The following is a 24,332-nucleotide window of genomic DNA, read 5'->3' as shown; positions in this document are numbered from 1 at the left end:
TTGCGTCAGCTCAGATATCTTCACCCGGAGGATCAAGTAGACCACCGGGTGCCAATAAGGCGCGCTCGGACAGCCAGGGATTCAGCGAAAGCGCATAGTTGAGTGCCGAACGCGCGTCATCCAAACGCTTGAGACCCAGCAAAGAAAGTGCCCGCCCACTCAGCGCAGCAACATGGTTCGGAGACAGCGCAATTGCCCGATCCAAATCCACCAGCGCGGCGCCATAGTCCTGCCTCAGGTAGTTGACGAAGGCACGTTGGTTGTAGCCCTCGGCATATTCGGGGCAGTAGCCCACCAAGCTGTTAAGATCCTCGAGCGCACCAAGCAGATCCCATGCCTCGCGTCTGGCCATACCCCGGTCAAGCAATGTCTGGGCACGTAGGTCTGGTGCGTCGGTCCAGAACTGCCACATTTGGCTTGAAATAGCGCGCGCCTCGCGCTCGCTGGTTGCGTCTTGCGCCTGTTCGATCAGCGCATCAATTTCCGCGATGTGATCTGGCGAAGTTGGACATTCCGCAGCCGAGACGTGAAACGGCAAAGCAGTCAGCAAAGCAAATATAGCAACAGAGGGCCTCATCGCCCCTAATCTGGCACGGACAGACGATAGGTCAACTGCTGTCGATCGGACTCAGCAGCCCAGTCTCTTTCACAGCCTCCATCGCCACGAAGGTGGATGTGTTGGCAACATGCGGCAGAGATGAGATTTTCTCGGCCAGAACTGTCCTGTACTCGGTCATCGAACGGGTGCGAATCTTAAGCAGATAGTCGAAATTGGATGCAATCATATGCGCCTGTTCAATCTCGGCGACTTTGCGCACAGCGGTGTTGAACTCAGCTAGCGCCTTTTCACGGGTATCGGTCAGGCGTACCTCGACAAAGGCAACATGATCCAGACCAAGACGGATCGGATCCAGCATGGCGCGATAGCCCGTTATGATCCCGTCTGCCTCAAGCCGCTTTAGACGCGCTTGCGTGGGCGATTTTGACAAGCCGATTCTGCGCGCAAGATCAGTTACCGAGATGCGGCCATCTTCGGCCAGCGCCATCAGGATGGCCTGATCAAAGCGGTCAAGACCAGACAAGTCGTTTTGCATTTCATTACTCCTGCGATTCAGTCGTTTCGACCGCCTGTTGGTAAAATTCAGTCCATTTGCCTGCGCACTCGTAGTTATATTAGTCAAAAGCCCCGGAGTACACATGTCACACAGTCTTCGCACTAAAATCGATACCCAAACCTATGCTGAACAGTCCGCAGTTCTGGGCGCGCTGATCGCTCAGGCCGCGCTAACACAGTCCGACCGAACGGCAATCTGTGAAGCTGCAGCACAGCTGGTGCGCGACATCCGTTCCAGCACTTCGCCCGGCATGATGGAGGTTTTTTTGGCCGAGTACGGCCTGTCCACAGACGAAGGCGTCGCGTTGATGTGCCTGGCCGAGGCGCTTTTACGTGTGCCTGACGCCGATACCATCGACGCTTTGATTGAAGACAAGATCGCGCCTTCGGATTGGGGAAAGCACTTGGGGCAGTCTTCTTCGTCACTGGTAAATGCGTCGACATGGGCGCTGATGCTAACCGGACGGGTATTGGATGAAGACAAATCCTCGCCTGTTGGTGCGTTGCGTGGCGCGATCAAACGACTGGGGGAACCGGTAATCCGAACCGCGGTGGGTCGGGCAATGAAAGAGATGGGGCGACAATTCGTACTGGGCGAAACCATTCAATCCGCGATGAAGCGCGCCAAAGGTATGGAAGACAAGGGCTACACCTATTCCTACGACATGCTGGGTGAAGCAGCACGAACCGAGGCTGACGCCGCGCGGTATCATCTGTCTTATTCCCGCGCGATCGCTGCGATTGCCGAGGCTTGCACCCACAAGGACATCCGCGAAAACCCCGGCATCTCAGTCAAGTTGTCAGCACTCCACCCACGCTATGAGCTGGCGCAAGAACAGCGGGTGATGGATGAACTGGTCCCTCGCCTGCGGGCCCTGGCGCTGCTGGCCAAGGCTGCTGGCATGGGTTTGAACGTCGACGCGGAAGAGGCCGACCGGCTTTCCCTGTCACTGCAGGTCATCGAAGAAGTGATGGCTGAGCCCGCGCTGGCAGGCTGGGACGGGTTCGGCATCGTTGTACAAGCCTATGGTCCGCGCGCCGGGCTGGTTCTGGATACACTCTACGATATGGCCGAACGACATGACCGCAAGCTGATGGTGCGGCTGGTCAAGGGCGCATATTGGGATACCGAGATCAAGCGCGCTCAGGTCGAAGGCGTTGCGGGGTTTCCGGTCTTCACCCAGAAGGCGGCAACGGATGTGTCATATGTCGCCAATGCTCGCAAACTGTTGGGCATGACCGATCGTATCTATCCGCAATTCGCTACCCACAACGCCCACACGGTCAGCGCCATCTTGCATATGGCCGAAGACCAGCCGTTCGAATTCCAGCGCCTGCACGGGATGGGCGAGACGCTGCATCAGATCGTGCGTGACAATCAGAACTCGCGCTGTCGCATCTATGCTCCTGTCGGGGCGCATCGTGACTTGCTCGCTTATTTGGTTCGGCGATTGCTTGAGAACGGGGCGAATTCCTCATTCGTAAACCAAATCGTCGATGAAGATGTCGCTCCGGAAATTGTTGCGGCGGATCCATTCCAAGACGTTCAGACGCCTGCAAAACCATTGCCGACCGGACCCGAATTGTTCGCGCCCGAGCGCCCGAACTCAAAAGGCTTTGATCTGCATCACACGCCGACCTTAGACCGGATCGATATCGCGCGAGACGCCTTCCGCGCCCATCACTGGTACGCCCGACCTTTGTTGTCAGACGAGGCGCGGCCTTTGGCCGACACGCCTGTGATCAACCCTGCGCACCCACAAGATTGCCCTGGCTCAGTCGCTGCTGCCAGCCCCGAGGACGTAGAATTGGCACTGGCGAGCGCATGCCCTTGGCAGGCCTCAGCCGAAACACGCTCTGACATTTTGAACAAGGCCGCTGACCTCTACGAGGCCCATTTCGGAGAGCTCTTCGCCTTGCTTGCTCGTGAGGCCGGGAAATCGATGCCCGATGCGGTGGCCGAGCTTCGCGAAGCGGTAGATTTCCTGCGCTATTACGCCGCCAATATCCCAGAGGCCAAACCCGCCGGGATATTCACCTGTATCAGCCCATGGAACTTTCCTCTGGCTATCTTTACAGGGCAGATTTCGGCCGCGCTTGCCGCCGGCAACGCCGTGCTGGCCGCCCCTGCCCCGCAAACCCCGCTGATTGCACACCGCGCTGTTCAATTGCTGCACGAGGCGGGCGTTCCGCGCGATACGCTGCAACTGTTGCCCGGTGGGCCAAAGATCGGCGCGGCGTTGACCTCAGACGCACGGGTCTCAGGCGTGGCCTTTACCGGCTCAACCGCAACCGCGCTGAAAATCCGCTCGGCCTTGGCTCAGCACATGCGCCCCGGAACGCCTTTGATTGCCGAGACCGGCGGTTTGAATGCAATGATTGTGGACAGCACCGCCCTGCCCGAGCAGGCGGTTCAGTCGATCATCGAAAGCGCGTTTCAATCTGCAGGTCAACGCTGTTCCGCCCTGCGTTGCCTCTACCTTCAGGAAGACATTGCCGAGGATGTTCTGACCATGCTGCAAGGCGCGATGGACGCTCTGCAGGTTGGAGATCCTTGGCTAATCTCGACCGATTGCGGACCGGTGATTGATGAACAGGCCCGTCAAGGTATCGCCGATCACGTCGCCCAGGCCCGGGCCGAGGGGCGGGTATTAAAAAAACTCTCAACTCCACCCGAAGGAACGTTCATTGCGCCTACGCTGATCGAAATTCCAGGCATCTCAGCGCTTGAGCGTGAGGTGTTCGGGCCGGTATTACACGTCGCTCGGTTCAAATCGCACGAGATTGATAAGGTCATTGCGGATATCAACGCCACAGGCTATGGCCTGACCTTCGGTCTTCACACCCGTATCGATGACCGCGTGCAGCATGTGACCGAAGCCGTCCACGCTGGTAATATATACGTCAATCGCAACCAGATCGGTGCCATTGTGGGCTCGCAACCCTTCGGAGGAGAAGGCCTGTCAGGCACGGGTCCCAAGGCAGGCGGCCCGAACTATATGGCGCGGTTCTGTGCTCCGGACCGAAGGGCCGTATCGGCAAGCTGGGATACTGCGGCAGAGCTGGGCACCCCCGAAGGACAGCCTGCGCCATCTCGCACCCAGTCTTTGCCCGGTCCGACCGGTGAATCAAACCGTTTGACCGAATATGCCCGCGCGCCGCTTTTGTGCATGGGACCCGGGCAAGAGGCGACACAAACGCAAGTCGACGCCGTCAAAGAATTGGGCGGCACAGCCATCCGGATGACAGGCATGCTGGACTTGCACCGGCTTGAAAACCTGACCGGGTTCTCAGGTGTTTTGTGGTGGGGTGACGACGACACCGCTCGCCAGATCGAGCAGCACTTGGCGCGGCGCGATGGCCCGGTCATTCCGCTGATCCCCGGACATCCCGACCGCGCGCGCGTTCTGGGCGAGCGCCATGTCTGCGTCGATACCACCGCCGCCGGTGGCAACGCCGCCCTTTTGGGAGGCGCAGCGTAACCAGGCCTTGACGCTGGGCCGCGAAAAGCCCAGCGTCGCGCCATGTTTCCGATCCGCGATCATAACCCTTCGGGGCGCACTCCGTTTGTTGTCTATACACTGATGGCTGCGAACACCTTGATTTTCCTCAGCTATGTGGGGTCAATGGACAATGCGCGGCTGATAAATCAGCTTTATTTCGACTACGCGGTCATCCCTGCCCGTATTGCTGACGGATATGGGTTTGAGACGCTTGTGACATCAATGTTCCTGCATGGGGGCTGGATGCATCTGGCCGGTAACATGCTGTTTCTATGGATCTTCGGCGATAACCTTGAAGACGAAATGGGTCATCTTCTGTTTTTGTTGTTCTACCTGCTGGCGGGGATCGGAGCGGGGCTGATTCACGTGGTTTCGGCACCCGGCTCTATGGTGCCAACGATCGGTGCGTCCGGGGCCATTGCCGGGGTGATGGGTGGTTACCTTTTGCTGTTCCCGAAGGCGCGCGTCGATATTCTACTGATCCTGATCGTCTATTTCAGAGTTTTCACCATCCCGGCCTTTGTCATGCTCGGGGTATGGCTTGGTTTGCAGTTCTTTGGCAGCCTTTCCAGCAATCCCGATCAGGGAGGCGTCGCCTATTGGGCGCACACGGGTGGCTTTTTCGTCGGAATGATCCTTTGCATCCCCTTGTGGCTCAGGCGTGGGGGACCCGGGTACTGGAATCGCACACATGGTCACCCGCCACACCCCGAACATAAGTATAAGCTTTCGAAATCGAGCATTCCCAAAGTAACGCGCAAGAAAACAAGAACTAACCCTTGGGCCCCCTCCCGCCGCTTAGATGAGTGATCTCTTGCGCCGCACGCATGACCAGATCCCCCAGCTCGGGCGCGCGTTCGCGGCTGAACCTTACGGTTGGGCCTGAGACTGAGATACCCGCGCAGGGCTCAGCCCGGTCATTGAAGATGGCCGCGCCGATGCAAGACATGCCTTCGTACCGTTCTTCGTGATCGTAAGACCAACCTCTGGCGCGGGTCTCGGCCAGATCCTCGCGCAAACCTGCATCAGGCAGATGTGTATTCTCGGTAAATGCAATCGGATCTGTCAGCCCCAAAACCTTGTTGAGTCCCTCATCGCTGAGAGCCGCAAGTATCGCCTTACCTGTGCCGGACGCATACATGGGCGCACGCACCCCGGGCGGAAAAAAAGCCCGGATTGGGTTTTGTGTTTCGACTTGTCCAACAAAGACGACCTCGGCCTTATCCGGCACTGCCAGATTGGCGGTCTCTCCGCTCTCCTGCATCAAGCGACGCAGGATGGGTCTGCCGATCTCAAGCACGCTGTTACGGCGTAGGAACGAAGCCCCGGTGCGATACGCCTCAATCCCGATCATCCATTCCTGACGCTCTTCGTCGAATGTGACGAAGCCATGTTTTTGCAAGGTAACCAGTATGCGATGGGTCGTTGCGGTTGGAACATCGACCTCTCGCGCCAGATCGCTGAGCGTCGAACGTTCAAGCCGGGCCACCGTTGTGAGAACGCCCAGCGCCCGGTCGAGCGATTGCATGGTCCCCGCCGAGCTTTCCTTGAACAGTGATTTCGGCCTGCCGCGGGGTCTTTTCTGCGATTCCATTTTGCCAAAACCCCCGCTTGTTTGCCTGATTTCGAAATCTGGCGCCGTCTCGCCAGTTATTCGTGCGTAAATTCAAGAAACTGAAACCATATACATTTCAGCCGCTTATTATTTAATTATCGAAATTGAAAATATTTTTCAAGAAAATTGCACAAAAGTGAGGCACGGGTGAAACTTGGGGTGAGAGGAAAGGACAGCAGCCATGTCAAACCAGAACCCGGTCTTCATTCCCGGCCCGACCAATATTCCAGATCGATTGAGGCTTGCGATGCAGGTCCAAACTCAGGACCACCGCGCGCCAGACTTTGTTGAGACGTTCGCCCCTGTGCTGGAAGATACTAAGAAAGTGTTCGGCACAGGTGATGGGCAGATAATCACCTTCCCTGCTAGCGGCACGGGTGGCTGGGAGGCTGCGATCACCAACACGCTCAGCCCTGGTGACAAAGTTCTGATCGCAAGATATGGCGTTTTCAGCCATCGCTGGATCGACCTGTGTCAACGCCATGGACTGGACGTTCAGATCATCGAATGCCCTTGGGGAACGGGTGCGCCTGCCGATCAGTTCGAAACCGCGCTGGCAGCGGACACGTCGCGGCAGATCAAGGCGGTGCTGGTCACGCATAATGAAACTGCTACAGGTGTGCGATCTGACATTGCGGCAGTACGCAAAGCGATGGACGCTTGCGACCACCCGGCAATGATGTTCGTCGACTGTGTCAGCTCTTTGGCATCAATGCCGTTCGAGTTTGATCGTTGGGGCGTGGATATCGCCATTTCGGGATCGCAAAAGGGGTTTATGCTGGCCACCGGTATGGCAATCCTCTGCATCAGCCCTAAGGCTTTGGACGCGATGGAAAGCGCTAGCCTGCCACGTACCTTTTTCGACTTCCGCGACATGATGGCTGCAAATGCCTCGGGTGGGTTTCCTTACACACCACCGCTGCAGCTCATCTATGGCATGCGCGAAAGCCTGAAGATGCTGTTCGAAGAAGGGTTAGAGAACGTTTACGCCCGCCATCACAGACTGGCCGAGGGTGTACGCCGCGCGGTCGACGCCTGGGGCTTGAAACTGGTTGCGCAGTTGCCCGATCTTTATTCTGACACTGTCAGCGCGATCTATGTACCCGAAGGCTATGACAGCAACCTGCTAACCGATCATGCATTTAATACGTATGGAGTATCCTTTGGTATTGGTTTGGGTGAACTAAATGGCAAAGCCTTCCGGATCGGCCATCTGGGCAGCCTGACGGATGTGATGGTTCTATCCGGTCTTGGCGCAATCGAAATGGCGATGGCAGATCTGGACTATCCGATCAAGCTGGGCAGTGGTGTCGCTGCGGCACAGGACTTCTACCGCACTGGTCCGACAGGCCAGGCCAAGGCTGCAGCATAAGGAGGACGAGATGTTGGACCATACCCCAGCCGCAGATCTGACCATCGATGACATGCGCGCAGCGCACGAACGGATCAAACCTTATATTCGCCGTACGCCCATCATGACCTCGGACTATCTGAACGATCTGACCGGCGCCCAGCTGTTCTTCAAATGCGAGAATTTTCAGGAAGCGGGCGCATTCAAGGTGCGTGGAGCGTGCAACGCGGTGTTCGGACTTAGCGACGATATGACAGCCAAAGGCGTTTGCACCCATTCCAGCGGCAATCACGCTCTGTCTTTGTCATATGCAGCCGGTCGGCGTGGGATACCTTGCAACGTAGTGATGCCGCGCACTGCACCGCAGGCCAAGAAAGACGCTGTGCGCCGTTATGGCGGTACAATCACCGAATGCGAGCCCTCGACATCATCGCGTGAGGCGACATTCGCTGATGTACAGGCCCGGACGGGTGGCGAATTCGTGCATCCCTATAACGATCCGCGCGTCATTGCCGGTCAGGCAACCTGTTCGGCTGAGATTCTGGAACAAACGGGTGGTTTGGACGCTGTGATCGCGCCCATTGGCGGGGGCGGGATGGTATCGGGCACCTGCCTGACCGTCTCGAATCTTGCGCCTGAGACCGCAATCTATGCGGCTGAGCCTGAACAGGCCGATGATGCATACCGATCTTTCAAGGCCGGTCACATCATCGCGGATGACGCGCCCAAAACTATCGCAGACGGGCTGCTGGTGCCGCTTAAGGAAAACACATGGCACTTTGTATCCAACAACGTGACGGATATTTTTACTGCTTCTGAGGGCGAAATCATCGATGCAATGAAACTGACCTGGAAATACCTGCGGGTCGTGATGGAGCCGTCGTCGGCAGTGCCGTTGGCTACGATCCTCAAAAACCCCGAGGTTTTCCGCGGGAAACGGGTCGGCGTGATCATCACCGGCGGCAACGTGGATCTGGACAAGCTGCCCTGGCTGAACGGGTAAGGAGAAACAGGATGAACAAACTCATGAATACCGATCAACTCGAAGTGGGCTATGACATTCCAGCCACGATTGGCATGGATGAGTCCGATATCCAGACGCCATGCCTGATCCTCGATCTGGATGCGCTTGAACGGAACATCAAGAAAATGGGCGACTACGCCAAGGCGCATGGGATGCGGCATAGGGTGCACGGTAAGATGCACAAATCGGTGGATGTCGCGAAATTGCAGGAACAGATTGGCGGTGCCGTCGGTGTCTGCTGCCAGAAAGTCTCCGAGGCTGAGGTGTTCGCGCGCGGAGGTATCAAAGACATTCTGGTCTCGAACCAAGTGCGGGACCCGGCCAAGATCGACCGACTGGCGCGCCTGCCTAAGCTTGGTGCACGCACAATCGTTTGCGTCGACGATGTGGACAACGTCGCGGACCTTTCTTCCGCGGCCGAAAAGCACGGCACCGAATTGGAGATCTTTGTCGAAATCGACTGCGGCGCAGGCCGTTGCGGGGTGATCACAACCCCGGTCGTGATCGAAATCGCCAAAGCGGTTGAGGCGGCACCCAACCTGAAGTTCACTGGCATTCAGGCCTATCAGGGCGCGATGCAACATCTGGATACGTATGAGGCCCGCCAAGAGAAGCTCGATACGGCCATCGCCATGGTCAAAGACGCTGTCGATGGGTTGAAGACCGAGGGGATCGAGTGCGAATTGGTCTCGGGCGGCGGCACGGGGTCTTATTATTTCGAAAGCAATTCAGGCGTTTATAACGAGCTGCAATGCGGGTCTTACGCCTTTATGGATGCCGATTACGGTCGGATTCTGGACAAGGACGGTCAGCGGATCGATCAGGGCGAATGGGAAAACGCGCTGTTCATCCTGACCAGCGTGATGAGCCATTCCAAGGCGGATAAGGCGATTTGTGACGCTGGCCTAAAGGCACAGTCTGTCGATAGCGGCCTGCCTTTCATCTATGGACGGGAAGATGTCGAATACCTGAAATGTTCGGACGAACACGGCGTGATCGGCGACCCGGATGGCGTGCTGAAAGTCAATGACAAGCTGCGACTAGTGCCCGGTCATTGCGACCCGACTTGCAACGTTCACGATTGGTATGTTGGCGTGCGTGGCGGCAAGGTCGAAGCCCTGTGGCCAGTTTCGGCGCGCGGCAAGGCTTATTGATCTGCCAGCAAATGCAATAAAGGGCGGTTCATCTGTGCCGCCCTCTTTTTGATGCCATACGAAAGAAAGGCACACGCGATGATCATCGTCCCTGAAAAGGAAATCGGCGCTCTGCTGGGGCGTCAGGAAAGCTACACCGCTGTCGAACAAGTATTCGCCGCAATGGCCGCAGGTGACGCCTACAACTTTCCGGTTGTACGCGAGGCGATTAGCCATGCAGATGCGCTCTATGGCTTCAAAGGCGGGTTTGACCGCGCTGGAATGACATTGGGCCTGAAGGCAGGCGGGTATTGGCCCAACAATCTTGAGACACATGATCTGATCAACCACCAATCCACGGTGTTTCTGTTTGATCCTGACACGGGCCGTGTCCGCGCAATTGTTGGAGGCAACCTTTTGACTGCGCTGCGCACGGCGGCAGCCTCGTCAGTTTCGATCAATCATCTGGCGCGCAAAGATGCCAAGGTGATCGGGATGGTCGGTGCGGGGCATCAGGCGACATTTCAACTGCGCGCCGCGCTGGAGCAGCGAGACTTTGAAAGAGTGATCGGCTGGAACCTGCACCCTGAGATGCTGCCCAACATTGAAAAGGTCGCTGATGAGGCGGGGCTGCCATTCAACGCAGTGGACCTACCCGACATGGTGCAAGCGGATGTGATTGTGACCATCACCTCATCCTTTGCGCCAAGCCTGATGTCCGAACACGTCTCGGACGGCACTCATATCGCCTGCATGGGCACGGATACGGTTGGCAAGCAAGAGGTCGCCACCGACCTGATCACCCGCGCCAGCGTCTTTACCGATGAGATCGCACAGGCTGTGACTTTGGGCGAATGCCAGCACGCCGTGGCTGCAGGAACGAAAGACGAAAGCGATATCCGGCAAATCGGAGAGGTCATTAACGGCACCCATCCCGGGCGCACGTCCAATGACGAGGTGACGGTGTTCGACGGCACAGGTGTCGGATTACAAGACCTTGCGGTGGCAAGTGCAGTGGTCGATCTGGCGGTTCAACAGGGGATCGCCATCGAAGTCGACTTCTAAACCAAAACACGCGCCTGAAATGGACGCGCGCTGCGATAAGCTGACCGGGGTTGGATGTCAGCCCCGGATCACCTTTGCAAAATTGTCAAAGATCGGCTCGTTCGCGCAGATCACCTCGCCATCTTCAAGCACGCTGCCTTCGGGGTTCAGGGCCTGAACAAACCCACCTGCTTCTTTGACGATGATGATACCAGCGGCCAAGTCCCACGCATTCAGACGACGCTCCCAGAAGCCTTCGTAGCGACCAGCGGCCACATATGCCATGTCAAGCGCTGCGGCCCCCCAACGGCGCACACCGGCGCAGGCGGGCATCAGGCGGGCCAGATCTTGCAGCGTTGCAGGCAAGTCCGAACGTCCCCCAAATGGCAAACCGGTCGAAAAGATCGATTCAATCATGCGATGACGGCCCGAGACCCGGATGCGCATGTCGTTCATCCACGCGCCCTCACCTTTCTCTGCAAAGAACATCTCATCCTTGGCAGGGTCATAGATGACACCGGCGACGATTTTGCCCTTGTGTTCAAGCGCGATTGAAACCGCCCAGTGCGGCAGCCCGTGCAGGAAATTCGTAGTACCGTCCAGCGGGTCAACGATCCAGCGGCGGGTTGGGTCCTCGCCATCGATCGAACCACCCTCTTCGGCCAGCCAGCCATAGGTAGGGCGCGCACCTAGAAGTTCTTCTTTCAGGATTGCTTCTGCTGCGATATCCGCTTTTGACACAAAGTCGCCAGCGCCTTTCATCGACACCTGCAAGTTCTCGACTTCACGAAAATCCTTGACCAAAGAACGCCCCGCTTTGCGCGCGGCTTTGATCATGATGTTGAGATTTGCACTGCCAACCATTTTACATAGGCTCCTGTCCGGTCAAGCCGCGCGTATACTGCCGCAATTCAGCATTGCCAAGAGGAATGATACGCATGGCTGATCTGCGCTGGTTACTACTGTGACTGCAACTTCTTCGCCTGAGTGCGAGCCAGATCCACCAGTTCCTGCACAAAGGGCTTTTCAAGGTCCTCGCTGCGCACCGCCGCGTATAGTCTGCGGGTTATCCCCTCTTTGGTCAGCGGACGTGTGACATAGTCCGAGTTGTATTTCACCTCACGCACCACCCAATCCGGCAAAGCGGAAACACCTCGGTTCGAAGCAACCAACAACAAGATTACAGCGGTCAGCTCAACCTGCCGGACCGAAGCCGGCTCAACCCGCGCCGGGATCAGCAACTGGCTGAAAACGTCCAGACGCGTCCGTTCGACCGGATAGGTTATCAATGTCTGCCCTCGAAAATCTTCAGCTTCGACATAAGTTTTGTCGGCCAGGGGATGTGAGGCTGCCGCAACGAACACGGCCTGATAGTCAAAAAGCTCGACGAACTCGACACCTGGCAAATCCTCGGGATCTGACGAGACCACCAGATCGACCTCTTCTTTCTGCAAGGCAGGCAACGCGTCAAATGCAAGGCCCGGGCGGATATCCACGTCGACATCTGACCATGACTTGCGGAAATCTTCGAGCACTGGGAAAAGCCACTCAAAGCACGCGTGGCATTCAATCGCGATATGCATCCGACCCGTGCGGCCGTCGCGCAGGGATGAAAACTCATCCTGCATCGCCTCGACCTGCGGTAAAATCTGTTCGGCGAGCCGCAAAAGCCGCAATCCAGCCGCCGACAATTTCATGGGCTTGGAACGGCGCAGAAACAGTTCGACCCCGGCCTGATCTTCCAACCCTTTGATTTGATGGCTGAGTGCGGATTGCGTGATGTTCAGTTGATCAGCCGCACGCGCCAGCCCACCACATTCGTGGATGGCTTTGATCGTCCGCAAATGGCGAAATTCGATATGCATTACTCATACAACTCATGTTGTTGTTGAAGAATATGAGTTTGTCTCACAACGCTTCAGATGGCACAAGGGTGCAAATGACAGTTACGAGGCCAAGATGACCAAGCCTGAGATTTCATTCGAGTTCTTTCCGCCCCAAACACTGGAGGCCTCGTTTCGCCTTTGGGATACCGTTCAGACGCTTGCCCCCCTGAACCCTCGATTTGTATCCGTTACCTACGGCGCGGGCGGTACAACCCGCGAGTTGACCCGCGACGCGGTTGCGACATTGCACAAATCCTCAGGGTTGCCCGTCGCGGCGCATCTGACCTGCGTCGATGCCTCGCGTCAGGAAACCCTTGAGATTGCCGATGCGTTCGCGCGCGCTGGCGTTGAAGATATCGTCGCGCTGCGGGGTGATCCGCCGAAAGGTCAGGATCGCTTTGCACCTCACCCGGACGGATTTGCCAACTCGGTCGAACTGATTGAGGCGCTGGCCGAGACCGAAATGTTCAGCATTCGTGTCGGTGCCTATCCAGACATCCACCCAGAGGCGCAAAATGCCCGCACGGACGTTGATTGGTTAAAGGCCAAACTGGATGCGGGTGCCGACGAGGCATTGACCCAGTTCTTTTTCGAAGCCGAAACCTTTTTCCGCTTCCGCGACGCTTGCGACAAGGCCGGGATCGACAAGCCTATCGTACCGGGCATTTTACCGATCGAAAACTGGAAGGGCGCGCGCAACTTTGCAAAGCGCTGTGGCACGCGTATTCCTGAATGGGTCGAGAACGCATTCGAAAAAGCACTCCGCGACGACCGCGAGGATCTATTGGCCACCGCCTTGTGTACCGAGCTTTGCTCGGACTTGATGGATGGCGGCGTGGACAAGTTGCATTTCTATACGCTCAACCGGCCAGAGCTTACTCGGGATGTCTGCTTTGCCTTGGGCATTACGCCTCAGGCTGAATTGCAGAATGTCGCTTGAGCTAAAGCCCTATCTTTCCCCGCATTGCATGGCTCAATTCACCTTGCTGAATTGAGCCGACTATTTTGTAGCGACAATCTCGAAGACCTGTCGTCAACTGTTGCTTGACCTTGGCCTAATGCCCCAAAAAATTTGACAAAAATGTGATCGGTGGCAATCTGGTCTCAGTGTAGTTTTACGAGTGTTAATAGTATGAAGCCAGTGAGCAAGGTAAAGGCTCGGGCCGAGGCGTTGCGGGTTCTCGGTCTGACCGCAAATGCCAACGGAACTGAGATTCGCGAGGCTTGGCGCAAGATCGCGTTTCACGATCACCCCGATCACACTGATGGTGATTATTCAGGGTTTTCAGAAGCCAAAGCAGCTTATGATTTTTTGCGAAAAGAGGGCATGACGCGCAGCAGCGCGTCTGATTGTTCTGGCCCACGTCGCCCCAAACTGAAAAAACGAGTCATCGAACTAGCGACGGATGAGATCGAAGCATGCCGCAATATGCTAAAGCCGGATCGCGCACTATCAGATCTATCTGACCCGGTAGGTGCAGATTCGACCGATCGAATTCGTGGCTTTTCGGATCACATTCCCGAAGCAATCGGGTGTTACGGGCGTGATCTGACCTACTTCGTCGCATCCTCAGTCTGCGAAGGATCAAATCGCGTCGCGCTACCAACCTCAGTCCTATCCGGTTGTCGCAATGCCGAAACCGAGATTCTCACCTTTCAATCAAAAGGTTCAGGCTCGGGTGATTTGGTGATCCCTGATCTGATACGAGAGCGAAAGTTTCCCGGTGCCAAGAGTGTCAGAATACGGTTCGAAGCCGATCAACATATGCGGGATATGTTTGAGTTGGCGGGGTGAGAGAACCCAACAACAAAAAAGCCCGGCCATAATGGCCGGGCTCGTCAATATTCTGCTAACTTAGTTGGAAACCGGACCTTCCGATGTGAATTTCGGGATCACGCTGGTCGAGGCTGCATCGCCTTCGATACCCGGCCAGTTTCCTTCAGCCAGATTGATATTGGCGGGAACATCCTCTTCCCAGAAACCAACCACCACATCGGTAATGTTCAGGTACAGCTTGTCATCAACAATCCGCCACAGGTTTGGGTTAGCCGGAACTTTCCCGCCTTTGGATACGCCGTATGCGCAGTGGCCATCATATTGCGGTGCATAAAAGGCTGGATTTTCCAGAAACTTGTCGCGGTTCTCTTCAGAGGCGAATGCCCATGTCGCACCATTGTAGCCTGCGGTGATGTCGGCCCGGCCACGAACGGCCTCGGGCTGTGATTGACCAACGGGTACCTGATCTAGGCTGCGATAGGCAACGACGTCATACCCCGACACGGCAAATCCAGTGCCGTCGACATATTGATCTCCGGCGAAGGCAGGCACGGCAAGGGCCATCGTCGCGGCAAGGGTCAGCGCAAAGCGTTTCATGTGATTTGTCCTCATGTCCTAACAGAATCTGGGCACCCGACTTACGGGTCTGGTCAAACAATAGGTAATTTTGGCCTGGCGCGAAGACCCGCTCGCGCCGGTGTGAAAACGGACGAGGATTTGTGAGGCGAACGGCGGGGTTTGTTACAAAACTCTTGCCACATCCGGGGTTGGACTTTGAGTTCTGCAATATTAGCTGTGATGGCGGCGGCGATTTGGCCAAATGATGCAGAAAGGCACGAGATGAGCGAACAAACCACTTACACACCCCCAAAGGTCTGGACTTGGGACAGCGAAAGCGGCGGACGCTTTGCCAGTATCAATCGGCCCATAGCCGGTGCGACCCACGACAAGGATCTACCGGTCGGAAAGCATCCTTTTCAGCTGTATTCGCTGGCAACGCCGAATGGCGTAAAAGTCACGGTCATGCTGGAAGAGCTGTTGGCTTTGGGCCACACAGGGGCTGAATACAATGCATGGCTGGTTAACATCGGCGAAGGCGATCAGTTCAGCTCGGGCTTTGTCGGGGCCAATCCCAACTCGAAAATACCTGCGTTGTGGGATCATTCGGGTGATGCGCCTGTAAGGGTATTCGAAAGCGCTTCGATCCTGATGCATCTGGCCGAAAAATTCGGCGAATTTCTACCAAAGAACGGTGCTGAGCGGACAGAAGTGCTGAACTGGTTGTTCTGGCAGATGGGCAGCGCGCCTTATCTGGGCGGTGGCTTTGGCCACTTCTACGCCTATGCGCCTGAAAAATGGCAATATCCGATCGACCGTTTCGCGATGGAAGCCAAACGCCAGTTGCATGTCCTGGACTTGGAGCTTGCGGACAAGCCTTATATTGCCGGTCAGGAGTATACCATCGCCGATATGGCGATCTGGCCATGGTATGGGCAGCTTGTTCTGGGGCGTCTTTATGATGCGGCAGAGTTTCTGGATGTCGAAAGCTATGAAAACGTGATGCGGTGGGCCAAAGCCATCGATGAGCGCCCGGCTGTTCAGCGTGGCCGGATGGTCAATCGTGCATTCGGAGAGCCGCACACGCAGTTGCACGAACGTCATGACGCCAGTGACTTTGAGACGCGCACACAGGACAAGCTGGAAACAGCAGAATAAAGCTCATCGCTATTTCAGAATAGGGGGCCGCTCGGGATCACTGCCCGGAGCGGCCCTTTCCATTTGGGGCGCTTGTGGCTGGGGCAAATCAAACCGCAACCCAACCCTCGCCAAAGCTGTGGCGGCGGGTTCCTGCGCTTCGAAAAAGCCGACATCCAGCGCACCAGCCTCGATCCCTGAAAAGGTCAACGCCTCGGAAACTGCGCGGGCCAGAGCGGGCTGCGCGCCCTCAACTGCCGCGACAAAACCCAAAAGATGGCCCTGCCCTCCATCCTCGGACTTTGTTCCAACCAGAAAAGCCGCTGCGGCGAGCCCGGCAGCTGTCACCAGTTTTGCATCAAGCGCGGTCAACAAAACATCGGGCAAACCCGCGGGCGGATGGAATTCCGCGAATCTCTGATGCACCTCTTGCGGGCCGTTCTGCAACGTATTGGAGAGCCAACTGAGAGCCTCGGCAGGGATCAACATTGACGACGGTGCAACCTCAAGGTTCAGGCCCAGCCCGACCCCCTGCCCCGACAACATACCCGAAAGAACACGACCCGACAGAGCGACATAGGGGACCGGTCGCCCGGCAAATGCTGCAAGCCGTTCTTCAAGATCGAAGACCAAAACAAAGCGCCCATCCGCCACATCAAAAAGCTCGGGCGAGATGTTTTCATTCCGCGCCTCTTCGGTGAGCATCAAGAACAACTCGCTATCGGCCAATCTCTCAAAAAACCGCAAGCGCGCATTATCGTCGTCCGGAGCAGACTGCATCGCGGTATGTGCGGCGTCTAAGGCCGTGGCTTCAGTCATTCAGCACCTCTTGTACCCGCGCTCGTAACACCGGCAACAGCTCGGCCTCGAACCAGGGATTTTTCTTAAGCCATGCCGTATTGCGCCAGGACGGGTGAGGCAAGGCAAAGACGCGCGGCGCATGGTCTCGCCATCGGCTCACTGTCTCGGTGACCGGCGTTTTCCCGCCAAGATGGTATTTATGCGCATGTCCCCCGACGAGGATCGTCAAAGGTACTTCTCCCAACGCAGCCATCACCTTGTCATGCCAGGTGCGCCCGCATATCGGCGGCGGGGGCAGGTCGGCTTTGCGCGCATTGTACCCGGGGAAGCAAAACGCCATCGGCACGATGGAGACGCGCGAACGGTCATAGAACCCCGTTTCATCCAGCCCCAGCCAATCCCGCAACCGATCCCCCGATGGATCGGTAAAAGGTCTGCCCGATTCATGCACGCGCGCGCCGGGCGCCTGCCCTGCGATCAATATACGCGCACCGGGGCGGAACCACACGACCGGGCGAGGCTCGTGCGCGGTTGCTGTATGCGCAAATTTATTCGCGCACAAACGGCAGGATTGAATGTCCTCAATCAGTGAATTCATCGGATCGTCAGGCTTTTGCAATCTGGTTCGACCAAGATAAGTAACATTCATCCCGGGGCCAATGAAACAGCCGCTGCAACACATCGGCGTCATGACCTCGGATGCGCATTGATCATTTGTTTCATATTTCGACATAATGTGGCCGACAAGGATCGGTAGCACACCCATCTTCAAACGACAAAAACCCGAGCGATCTGCAGGCCGCGTATGCTGGAATTCGACAATGTCAGCAAATCTTTCTGGACCGGAACTCGCCGCAAGGTGATTCTGGATCAGGTCTCGTTCCGGGTTGAGTTGGGCACGTCTTTAGGAGTGCTGGCCCCGAACGGGACTGGCAAAACCACGTTGATCAACATGATGGCCGGATTGGAAAAGCCCGACGAAGGTGTCATCCGGCGTGACTGCCGGATTTCGTTCCCGATGGGATTTACCGGGGGCGTGGCAAAACGCCTGTCCGCATTGGAGAATGCGCGCTATATCGCCAAGATTTACGGCATGGATCCCGACTATGTCGAAGCCTACTGCAAATGGCTGTGCAATCTGGGCGAATATTTCGACCAACCGCTTGGCACCTATTCGTCTGGCATGCGGGCCCGATTCACCTTTGCGCTGATGCTGGCACTGGATTTCGACATGTACCTGATTGACGAGGGGATGCCCTCAACAACTGATGTGGAATTCAACAAGAAAGCCGGCGATATACTGAAGGAAAAGCTGCGGACAACGACCTTGGTGATCGTGTCTCACAACCCTTCGATTCTTGAGAAATTCGCGCGCCAAGCTGCGGTTCTGGTGGACGGCAAGCTTTATATGTTTGAAACCTTGGAAGAGGCAAAGCAGCTCTATGACTACCAAACCCAAGGCTAGAAAATACAACCCTGATCGCGCCGCACGTGCCGCTGGCACCGCCGAAGCGCGCTCGGATGCGATTTCGCGCATCCGTAAGGCAACGCAGGGCTCGGACACGAACGAAAGCGCTCAGCAGCCGGGCACCGAGCTGGATGCCATCAAACGCGAGGGCCTGACAGGCCGACAATTGCGGGTTGCACGGCGACTTGCGCAAAAGAATGGGCTGGCCGCGACATCGGATTATGATGCCGTACGCCTATTGCGAAAAAAGGGGATCGATCCCTTTCAGCGCACAAATCTGCTCGATCTGGCAGCCTCTGCGCAAAGCAATTCGACCGGTGATGACACGGCGCAAGACAACATCAAGATAAACCTGCCTCAGACCGCCAAAGCCGCGCAGCAAAATCTGCCCGGCCCAGAGCTCAGCCCGGCTGAACGTCGTGAATATGAGATCGGGCAGATCCAGAAAGATATCGCCCGCCGCCGCCGCCGAAAGCTTGCAGGGCTGTTTGCGCGGTTGGCAGCCTTCGTCATCATTCCTACCTTTGTCGTGGGGTACTATTTTTATCGGGTCGCGACTCCAATGTATGCCAGCGACTCGGTGTTTTCGATCCTGCAGGCTGATGGCGGCGGTGCCTCGTTTGGCGGGTTCCTGGCGGGAACGCAGTTTGCGACGGCGCAGGATTCTGTGGCGACTCAGGAGTTTCTGGAGTCCAAGGATGCGTTGGAACGGCTTGAACGTGATGTGGGCTTTGCTGAATTTTTTCAGCAAGACGGAATCGATCCGATTCAGCGCCTGCCGGTCGATGCGACGCTGGAAGAGACGTACAAACTGTACAAACGCATGATCACGATTGGGTATGACCCCAGCGATGGCGTCATACGGATGGAGGTTGCCGCCCCAAGCTCGGAGATATCCGTCGATTGGTCCAATCGGCTGATCTCGTATGCCGAAGAGCGGATCAACGGTCTGACCGAATTGAAGCGTGAAGATCAGATGCGCGATGCGCTGGCAGGCTTTGAAGCCGCGCAAGAGGCGCGCCGCCAAGCGCAAGAGGATTTGATCGAATTGCAGCTGCAAGGGGCAATCCTTGATCCGCAGAGCGTGATCGCCAGCCTCCGTGCGCGGATCGACCAGTTCGAATTCGAACTGCAGGATAAAGAACTTCAACTGGCCGCACTTCTCGACAACACGCGCCCGAACCAAGCCAAGGTGGACGGCACCCGAGCGGATATCGAACGACTGCAAACGGTCCTTGATGAGTTGAATGCCGAGATGCTGGATGCCTCAGCAGGCGAAAACTCGCTGGCGCGTCTGAGCGTGCGCATCCAGATGGCTCAGGCAGATCTGGCGGCCCGTGATATGATGCTGCAAACGGCAATGCAGCAAATGGAATCCACGCGGACCGAAGCAAACCGCAAGGTGCGGTATCTGACCGTCTCGGTTAACCCGGTCGCCAGCCAGGAACCCAGCTATCCGCGCAAGTTCGAAAATACGATTTTGGCTTTCCTGTTATTTGCTGGTATCTACCTGATGATCTCGCTTACCGCGTCGGTCCTTCGTGAACAGGTATCCTCGTAAGACTTATGAAACATGTAAAAATCGCCGACCTCACGGTTGGCAACGACCTTCCGCTGACCCTAATCGCGGGCCCCTGCCAGCTTGAAAGCGCGGATCACGCGCAGATGATTGCGGGCACCATGAAAGAGGCATGTAACGCCGCCGGGGCGCAGTATGTATTCAAGGCTTCGTATGACAAAGCCAACCGGACCTCGTTGTCCGGCAAGCGTGGCATGGGCATTGATGCCGGATTGAAGGTGCTGGACGACATTCGCAAGACCATTGGTGTTCCGGTTCTGACCGACGTTCATACCGAGGCCCAATGCGCAATCGCGGCCGAGGCTGTAGATATTCTGCAAATCCCGGCGTTTCTGTGTCGCCAGACGGACATGCTGCTGGCGGCCGGCAATACCGGCAAAGCAGTGAACGTAAAAAAAGGACAGTTTCTCGCCCCGTGGGAAATGCCCAATATCGTCACTAAGATTGAAAGCACCGGCAATCAGAACATCCTGTTGACCGAACGTGGAACTTCGTTTGGCTATAATACGCTGGTCGCGGACATGCGGTCGCTGCCGCAGATGGCCAAGACTGGTTATCCGGTTGTAATGGATGCCACCCATTCGGTGCAGCAACCAGGCGGTCAAGGCGGCTCATCCGGTGGGCAGCGTGAATTTGCACCTGTTATGGCGCGGGCCGCGGTTTCGCTGGGCGTGGGGGCTGTATTCATCGAAACGCATCAAGACCCCGATAATGCACCTTCAGATGGGCCGAACATGATCCCACTGGATCAGATGGCCCAACTGATCGACACATTGATGCGGTTTGATGCTCTGGCCAAAGAAAACCCAATTCAGATTTAAAGATTGAGATTTGTTATGACCAAACCCCTTCCCGAGGTGGTCCCAAACACCTGGAGCTTTCTGCGTGACCCGATGATCAAGCCCACGGGCTTTCGCGAATATGACGCGCGATGGAAATATCCTGACGAGATCAATCTTCCTGGCATGACGGCCTTGGGTCTGGGTCTGGGTACTCAGATGCACAAACGCGGGATCGAACCGGTGATTGCGGTTGGCAACGACTATCGCGACTATTCGCTGTCGATCAAAAATGCCCTGATCGTGGGGCTGATGCAGGCGGGAATTCAGGTCAAGGATATCGGCCCGGCGCTCAGTCCCATGGCCTATTTTGCGCAATTCCATCTGGATGTGCCTGCGGTTGCGATGGTTACAGCCAGCCACAATCCCAACGGTTGGACCGGTGTGAAGATGGGCTTTGACCGCCCCCTGACCCACGGCCCCGACGAGATGTCAGAGTTGCGCGACATCGTGCTGAATGGTGAAGGCGTCGCGCGACCGGGCGGCTCTTATGAATTCGTTGACGGTGTCAAAGAAGCCTATATCGACGATCTGGTTGGTGACTTCAAAATGTCCCGCCCGCTCAAGGTTGTCTGTGCGACCGGCAACGGTACCGCTGCCGCCTTTGCGCCCGAGATTTTCGACCGGATCGGTGTTGAGATCGTGCCCAGCCATACTGAACTGGACTACACGTTCCCCAACTACAACCCCAACCCCGAAGCAATGGAAATGCTTCATGATATGGCCGATTCAGTCAAAGCCAGCGGTGCCGATCTGGCGCTTGGATTTGATGGCGATGGAGATCGTTGCGGCGTTGTGGACGACGAAGGCGAAGAGATTTTTGCCGACAAGGTCGGTGTCATCATGGCCCGTGATCTGGCCAAGCTGTACCCGGGTTCAACCTTTGTGGCTGATGTCAAATCGACAGGATTGTTTGCAAGCGATCCGGAACTGCAGGCGCGTGGTGTGAAAGCCGACTATTGGAAAACCGGCCACAGCCACATGAAGCGCCGGGTCAAGGAAATTGGCGCGCTGGCCGGGTTCGAAAAATCGGGTCACTACTTTCTGGCTGAACCTGTAGGGCGTGGATACGATTGCGGAATGCGTGTGGCGGTAGAAATCTGCAAACTGATGGACCGCAACCCGGATCAGAGCATGTCGGACCTGCGCAAGGCACTGCCCAAAACGTGGTCAACGCCCACCATGTCACCTTACGCTGCGGATACCGAGAAATACGACATTCTGCAGCGGTTGGTCGACAAACTGGTTGCGAAGGCTGACGCCGGCGATCGCTTTGCGGGACGTGCGATCAAAGAAGTTGTGACTGTCAATGGCGCGCGCGTCATTCTGGACAATGGCAGCTGGGGACTGGTGCGTGCGTCGTCAAATACGCCCAACCTTGTCGTGGTTTGCGAAAGCAGCGAAAGCGAAGACGAGATGCGCGCGATCTTTGCCGATATTGATGCGGTAATTCGCACCGAACCCGGTGTTGGCGACTACGATCAGACTATCTAGTGTACCAGATCAAGGGCGCTGAATTCAGCGCCCTTGTAGCGCGCCATTAATCCCCGCCAAACAGTTTCAGAAGGCTTTTCTTGGCCTCATTCTCCAACTTGTCTTTTAGGGCGTCTTCAATCTGACCGGTATCTGAGACTGTCGTATCAAGTTCTTTACCAACTTTCTCCAGAACCTTTTGCTTGGCGTCATCTTCCAATTCTTTGACCTTACCTTCGGCCGCAGCTTCAATGACCTTGGTGAGGTCAGGCCTGATTGACGGATTGCTCCATGGACCAACGATCCGAACAGGAACCGATATTCCCTGCCCCGCGTTAGCCCGCAACGCGACCGGAGTGAACAGGTAATCAATGTCGCGCGCGCCCAGGCCGACACGGCCTGTACCGTCCGCACGGAAATTGTCCAGTTGCATCAGCAGATCCTTGTTGGTCAGATCACCGTCTTTCATTGTGAAACTGGCCGTGAGGCTGTTGAACACCGTGGTTCCGCCAGACCCTTTGCCGCGTCCCATGAGGCGATCTAGATCCAGCCCGGATATCACGCCCTTGCCAACCTCAATGTCACCTTTGCCGCTAAGGGATTTCATAATCTGATCTTCGCTCTGACCAACGCCGAGAAACTCAAGGTTCCCTGAGCCTGTGCCAGATAGGCGCTTGATGTCCCCAAGCGTTTCAAGGGCTTCATTGATGTCGATATTGTCCGCCTTCAGGTTTCCCCCGACCGATAGGCCATTGCGATTGTTGGCAACCACCTGGCCGTTCAGATGCCCGGAAAACAGTGAAGCCGGATGCATTTTCAGCACCGCCCGTGACCGATCGAGGCTAAGCGTCAGATCGCTTTTGCCAAATTTCATACCCGGCACCGCAATCGAATTGGCCTGGAGACGGATCTGCCCGTTTGCGAGCCCCAGAAAGGACGCATCAATTGGGGTTTTGGACCAACCTTCCGTCGAAGCGCCGCCCTCAGTTGTGTCGTCCCCGCTCACCTTCGTCAGATCAAGATCGCCTGCATTCAGGCGCGCCGTGATTTGCGGGGGATCCGAAATCTGGATATCGGCTTCGCCCTGAAACCTATTCTGATCAAGAACGGCGATCATGTTCCGCAATGAAACCCGTCCGTCACGCGTATAGGTCATATGCCCGGATACGTTCGCGACCTGCCCTAACCCTTCAGGTACAGCCACGCCGCTTTGACCAAAGGCGGCCAGCATCTTGTGGGTGTCTTCCGCAGTCACAGTGGTTTTGCCATCCATTTCACCCGCCAGATTTACCCGGCCTGAGAACTGAATTTCACCGCCCGGTGCAGTCAGGCCGAGTTCCAACGGCGTGACAGTGCCGCTGGAAAAGGCAGGAAGGTCGGGGATAGTCAGGTCCACCGCAACATTGCCGCCGGGGACAGGCATGCTGGCCTGCATTTCCATAGGCGCGGTTACGTCGGGCCAACGGGCGGAAAGGTCAACATCCGCGAAGTCCATGCTGACCGTGCCATTCTCAAGATAGATCAGACGTGCATTGGTCAGTTCCAACCGTTCAAGCGTGATGGGACGGCTTTCAACGGTTTGTGCTGCCGTACCTGTGTCCGCGGAATTGCCGGGTTGGTGCAATTCCCAGTTCCCGCGACCATTGGCACGTTCAAGACGCAGAACTGGCCTGTCCGCCAACACGCGTTTGATCCTGATATCACCCGACAACAAGGCCGACGCATCAATCCCAACCGCAAGACTTTGGGCGCTGAGCATCGGCTCAGGCCCCGCCCATGGCGCATTACCAAAGGTCACAGGGCCGGTTTCCATTCCCAGCACCGGCCAGAAAGACAGCTTAACGTCACCGTTCAACTCAAGATCACGGCCTGTTTGCGCCTTTACCTGTTCGGCCAAAATGGTCGCCAGCTTGTCGCCCGGCATCAGCAACAAGGCGCCAATAACCAACCCGAAGGCGGCAACTATGAAAAATAGAAAGCGAATGATCCACTTCATGGGTCTGCCTTTCCGGCTTTTCTGCTCTGTCCTA

Annotated in this window: 22 protein-coding genes; 13 read left to right on the top strand and 9 right to left on the bottom strand. The window is 56.5% G+C overall.

Annotation, left to right across the window (positions count from 1 at the left end; translation table 11 throughout):
• Nucleotides 1-10: 10 nt before the first annotated feature.
• Nucleotides 11-577, bottom strand: a complete 567-nt coding sequence (locus tag ACR0NN_RS14500) for a tetratricopeptide repeat protein (protein ID WP_170723586.1) — start codon at nucleotides 575-577, stop codon at nucleotides 11-13.
• A 31-nt stretch (nucleotides 578-608) separates the two neighbouring features.
• Nucleotides 609-1,094 carry an Lrp/AsnC ligand binding domain-containing protein gene (locus ACR0NN_RS14495; RefSeq protein ID WP_170723587.1) on the bottom strand — a complete coding sequence of 162 codons (486 nt, stop codon included), beginning with the start codon at nucleotides 1,092-1,094 and terminating at the stop codon, nucleotides 609-611.
• 103 nt (nucleotides 1,095-1,197) lie between these two features.
• Here ACR0NN_RS14495 and putA point away from each other — a divergent pair, with 103 nt between their 5' ends.
• Entirely contained in the window at nucleotides 1,198-4,596 is a 3,399-nt protein-coding gene (putA, locus tag ACR0NN_RS14490) for a bifunctional proline dehydrogenase/L-glutamate gamma-semialdehyde dehydrogenase PutA (protein ID WP_170723588.1), read from the top strand.
• Nucleotides 4,597-4,638: 42 nt separating this feature from the next.
• Nucleotides 4,639-5,427, top strand: coding sequence for a rhomboid family intramembrane serine protease (locus tag ACR0NN_RS14485; RefSeq protein WP_170723589.1), 789 nt, complete (start codon nucleotides 4,639-4,641; stop codon nucleotides 5,425-5,427).
• Here the strand turns inward: ACR0NN_RS14485 and ACR0NN_RS14480 are convergent.
• A complete protein-coding gene (locus ACR0NN_RS14480; RefSeq protein ID WP_170683331.1) occupies nucleotides 5,390-6,211 on the bottom strand; it encodes an IclR family transcriptional regulator in 822 nt (273 codons plus the stop codon). The two genes, ACR0NN_RS14485 and ACR0NN_RS14480, sit on opposite strands and share 38 nt — an antisense overlap.
• A 202-nt stretch (nucleotides 6,212-6,413) precedes the next feature.
• Between ACR0NN_RS14480 and bhcA the strand changes: the two genes are divergently transcribed.
• The 4 genes from bhcA to bhcD all read left to right on the top strand — a co-directional run bounded on the left by bhcA (nucleotide 6,414) and on the right by bhcD (nucleotide 10,805).
• On the top strand, nucleotides 6,414-7,604 hold the full coding sequence (gene bhcA / locus ACR0NN_RS14475; RefSeq protein ID WP_170723590.1) for an L-aspartate--glyoxylate aminotransferase BhcA: 1,191 nt from the start codon (nucleotides 6,414-6,416) through the stop codon (nucleotides 7,602-7,604).
• A 10-nt stretch (nucleotides 7,605-7,614) separates the two neighbouring features.
• Entirely contained in the window at nucleotides 7,615-8,586 is a 972-nt protein-coding gene (bhcB, locus tag ACR0NN_RS14470) for a beta-hydroxyaspartate dehydratase BhcB (RefSeq protein WP_170723591.1), read from the top strand.
• 11 nt (nucleotides 8,587-8,597) lie between these two features.
• Nucleotides 8,598-9,761 (top strand): 3-hydroxy-D-aspartate aldolase BhcC, encoded by a 1,164-nt coding sequence (gene bhcC, locus ACR0NN_RS14465; protein WP_170723592.1) that lies wholly within the window; start codon nucleotides 8,598-8,600, stop codon nucleotides 9,759-9,761.
• Between the two features lie 78 nt (nucleotides 9,762-9,839).
• Nucleotides 9,840-10,805, top strand: coding sequence for an iminosuccinate reductase BhcD (gene bhcD, locus ACR0NN_RS14460; RefSeq protein ID WP_170758102.1), 966 nt, complete (start codon nucleotides 9,840-9,842; stop codon nucleotides 10,803-10,805).
• Between the two features lie 57 nt (nucleotides 10,806-10,862).
• Here the strand turns inward: bhcD and ACR0NN_RS14455 are convergent, their stop codons facing one another.
• Together ACR0NN_RS14455 and ACR0NN_RS14450 are read right to left on the bottom strand one after the other, a co-directional pair.
• Nucleotides 10,863-11,648, bottom strand: a complete 786-nt coding sequence (locus ACR0NN_RS14455) for an inositol monophosphatase family protein (protein WP_170683335.1) — start codon at nucleotides 11,646-11,648, stop codon at nucleotides 10,863-10,865.
• Nucleotides 11,649-11,743: 95 nt separating this feature from the next.
• Nucleotides 11,744-12,649, bottom strand: a complete 906-nt coding sequence (locus tag ACR0NN_RS14450; RefSeq protein ID WP_170723593.1) for a LysR family transcriptional regulator — start codon at nucleotides 12,647-12,649, stop codon at nucleotides 11,744-11,746.
• Nucleotides 12,650-12,743: 94 nt separating this feature from the next.
• Here ACR0NN_RS14450 and metF point away from each other — a divergent pair, with 94 nt between their 5' ends.
• Both metF and ACR0NN_RS14440 read left to right on the top strand, forming a co-directional pair.
• Nucleotides 12,744-13,610 (top strand): methylenetetrahydrofolate reductase [NAD(P)H], encoded by an 867-nt coding sequence (gene metF / locus ACR0NN_RS14445; RefSeq protein WP_170723594.1) that lies wholly within the window; start codon nucleotides 12,744-12,746, stop codon nucleotides 13,608-13,610.
• Nucleotides 13,611-13,802: 192 nt separating this feature from the next.
• Nucleotides 13,803-14,465, top strand: coding sequence for a J domain-containing protein (locus tag ACR0NN_RS14440; protein ID WP_170723595.1), 663 nt, complete (start codon nucleotides 13,803-13,805; stop codon nucleotides 14,463-14,465).
• A 60-nt stretch (nucleotides 14,466-14,525) separates the two neighbouring features.
• Here the strand turns inward: ACR0NN_RS14440 and ACR0NN_RS14435 are convergent, their stop codons facing one another.
• Complete coding sequence (locus ACR0NN_RS14435; protein WP_170723596.1) at nucleotides 14,526-15,044, bottom strand: YHS domain-containing (seleno)protein; 519 nt, start codon at nucleotides 15,042-15,044, stop codon at nucleotides 14,526-14,528.
• 243 nt (nucleotides 15,045-15,287) lie between these two features.
• Between ACR0NN_RS14435 and yghU the strand changes: the two genes are divergently transcribed.
• Nucleotides 15,288-16,163, top strand: coding sequence for a glutathione-dependent disulfide-bond oxidoreductase (gene yghU, locus ACR0NN_RS14430; protein WP_170683339.1), 876 nt, complete (start codon nucleotides 15,288-15,290; stop codon nucleotides 16,161-16,163).
• Nucleotides 16,164-16,172: 9 nt separating this feature from the next.
• Here the strand turns inward: yghU and ACR0NN_RS14425 are convergent, their stop codons facing one another.
• Both ACR0NN_RS14425 and ACR0NN_RS14420 read right to left on the bottom strand, forming a co-directional pair.
• Nucleotides 16,173-16,961 carry an SseB family protein gene (locus tag ACR0NN_RS14425; RefSeq protein ID WP_170723597.1) on the bottom strand — a complete coding sequence of 263 codons (789 nt, stop codon included), beginning with the start codon at nucleotides 16,959-16,961 and terminating at the stop codon, nucleotides 16,173-16,175.
• Complete coding sequence (locus tag ACR0NN_RS14420) at nucleotides 16,954-17,541, bottom strand: uracil-DNA glycosylase family protein (protein WP_170683341.1); 588 nt, start codon at nucleotides 17,539-17,541, stop codon at nucleotides 16,954-16,956. The genes ACR0NN_RS14425 and ACR0NN_RS14420 overlap by 8 nt, the downstream gene beginning before the upstream one ends.
• Before the next feature lie 207 nt (nucleotides 17,542-17,748).
• Here ACR0NN_RS14420 and ACR0NN_RS14415 point away from each other — a divergent pair, with 207 nt between their 5' ends.
• The 4 genes from ACR0NN_RS14415 to ACR0NN_RS14400 are packed head-to-tail and all read left to right on the top strand — an operon-like array spanning nucleotide 17,749 to nucleotide 22,323.
• Nucleotides 17,749-18,408, top strand: a complete 660-nt coding sequence (locus ACR0NN_RS14415; RefSeq protein WP_170683342.1) for an ATP-binding cassette domain-containing protein — start codon at nucleotides 17,749-17,751, stop codon at nucleotides 18,406-18,408.
• A complete protein-coding gene (locus ACR0NN_RS14410; protein WP_170683343.1) occupies nucleotides 18,386-19,972 on the top strand; it encodes a capsule biosynthesis protein in 1,587 nt (528 codons plus the stop codon). The genes ACR0NN_RS14415 and ACR0NN_RS14410 overlap by 23 nt, the downstream gene beginning before the upstream one ends.
• A gap of 5 nt (nucleotides 19,973-19,977) precedes the next feature.
• The gene (gene kdsA, locus ACR0NN_RS14405; RefSeq protein WP_170723598.1) at nucleotides 19,978-20,811 is read left to right on the top strand and encodes a 3-deoxy-8-phosphooctulonate synthase; all 834 of its coding nucleotides are present in this window, start codon (nucleotides 19,978-19,980) and stop codon (nucleotides 20,809-20,811) included.
• A 15-nt stretch (nucleotides 20,812-20,826) separates the two neighbouring features.
• Nucleotides 20,827-22,323 carry a phosphomannomutase/phosphoglucomutase gene (locus tag ACR0NN_RS14400; protein ID WP_170723599.1) on the top strand — a complete coding sequence of 499 codons (1,497 nt, stop codon included), beginning with the start codon at nucleotides 20,827-20,829 and terminating at the stop codon, nucleotides 22,321-22,323.
• Between the two features lie 46 nt (nucleotides 22,324-22,369).
• On the opposite strand, the gene ACR0NN_RS14395 is transcribed toward ACR0NN_RS14400, so the two are convergent.
• Entirely contained in the window at nucleotides 22,370-24,298 is a 1,929-nt protein-coding gene (locus ACR0NN_RS14395; RefSeq protein WP_170723600.1) for an AsmA family protein, read from the bottom strand.
• Nucleotides 24,299-24,332: the final 34 nt, after the last annotated feature.

It is taken from the genome of Ruegeria sp. BA2 (genome assembly GCF_056539605.1).
The sequence above is the reverse complement of the archived record's forward strand: the minus strand, read 5'-3'. Positions and strand labels throughout refer to the sequence as shown.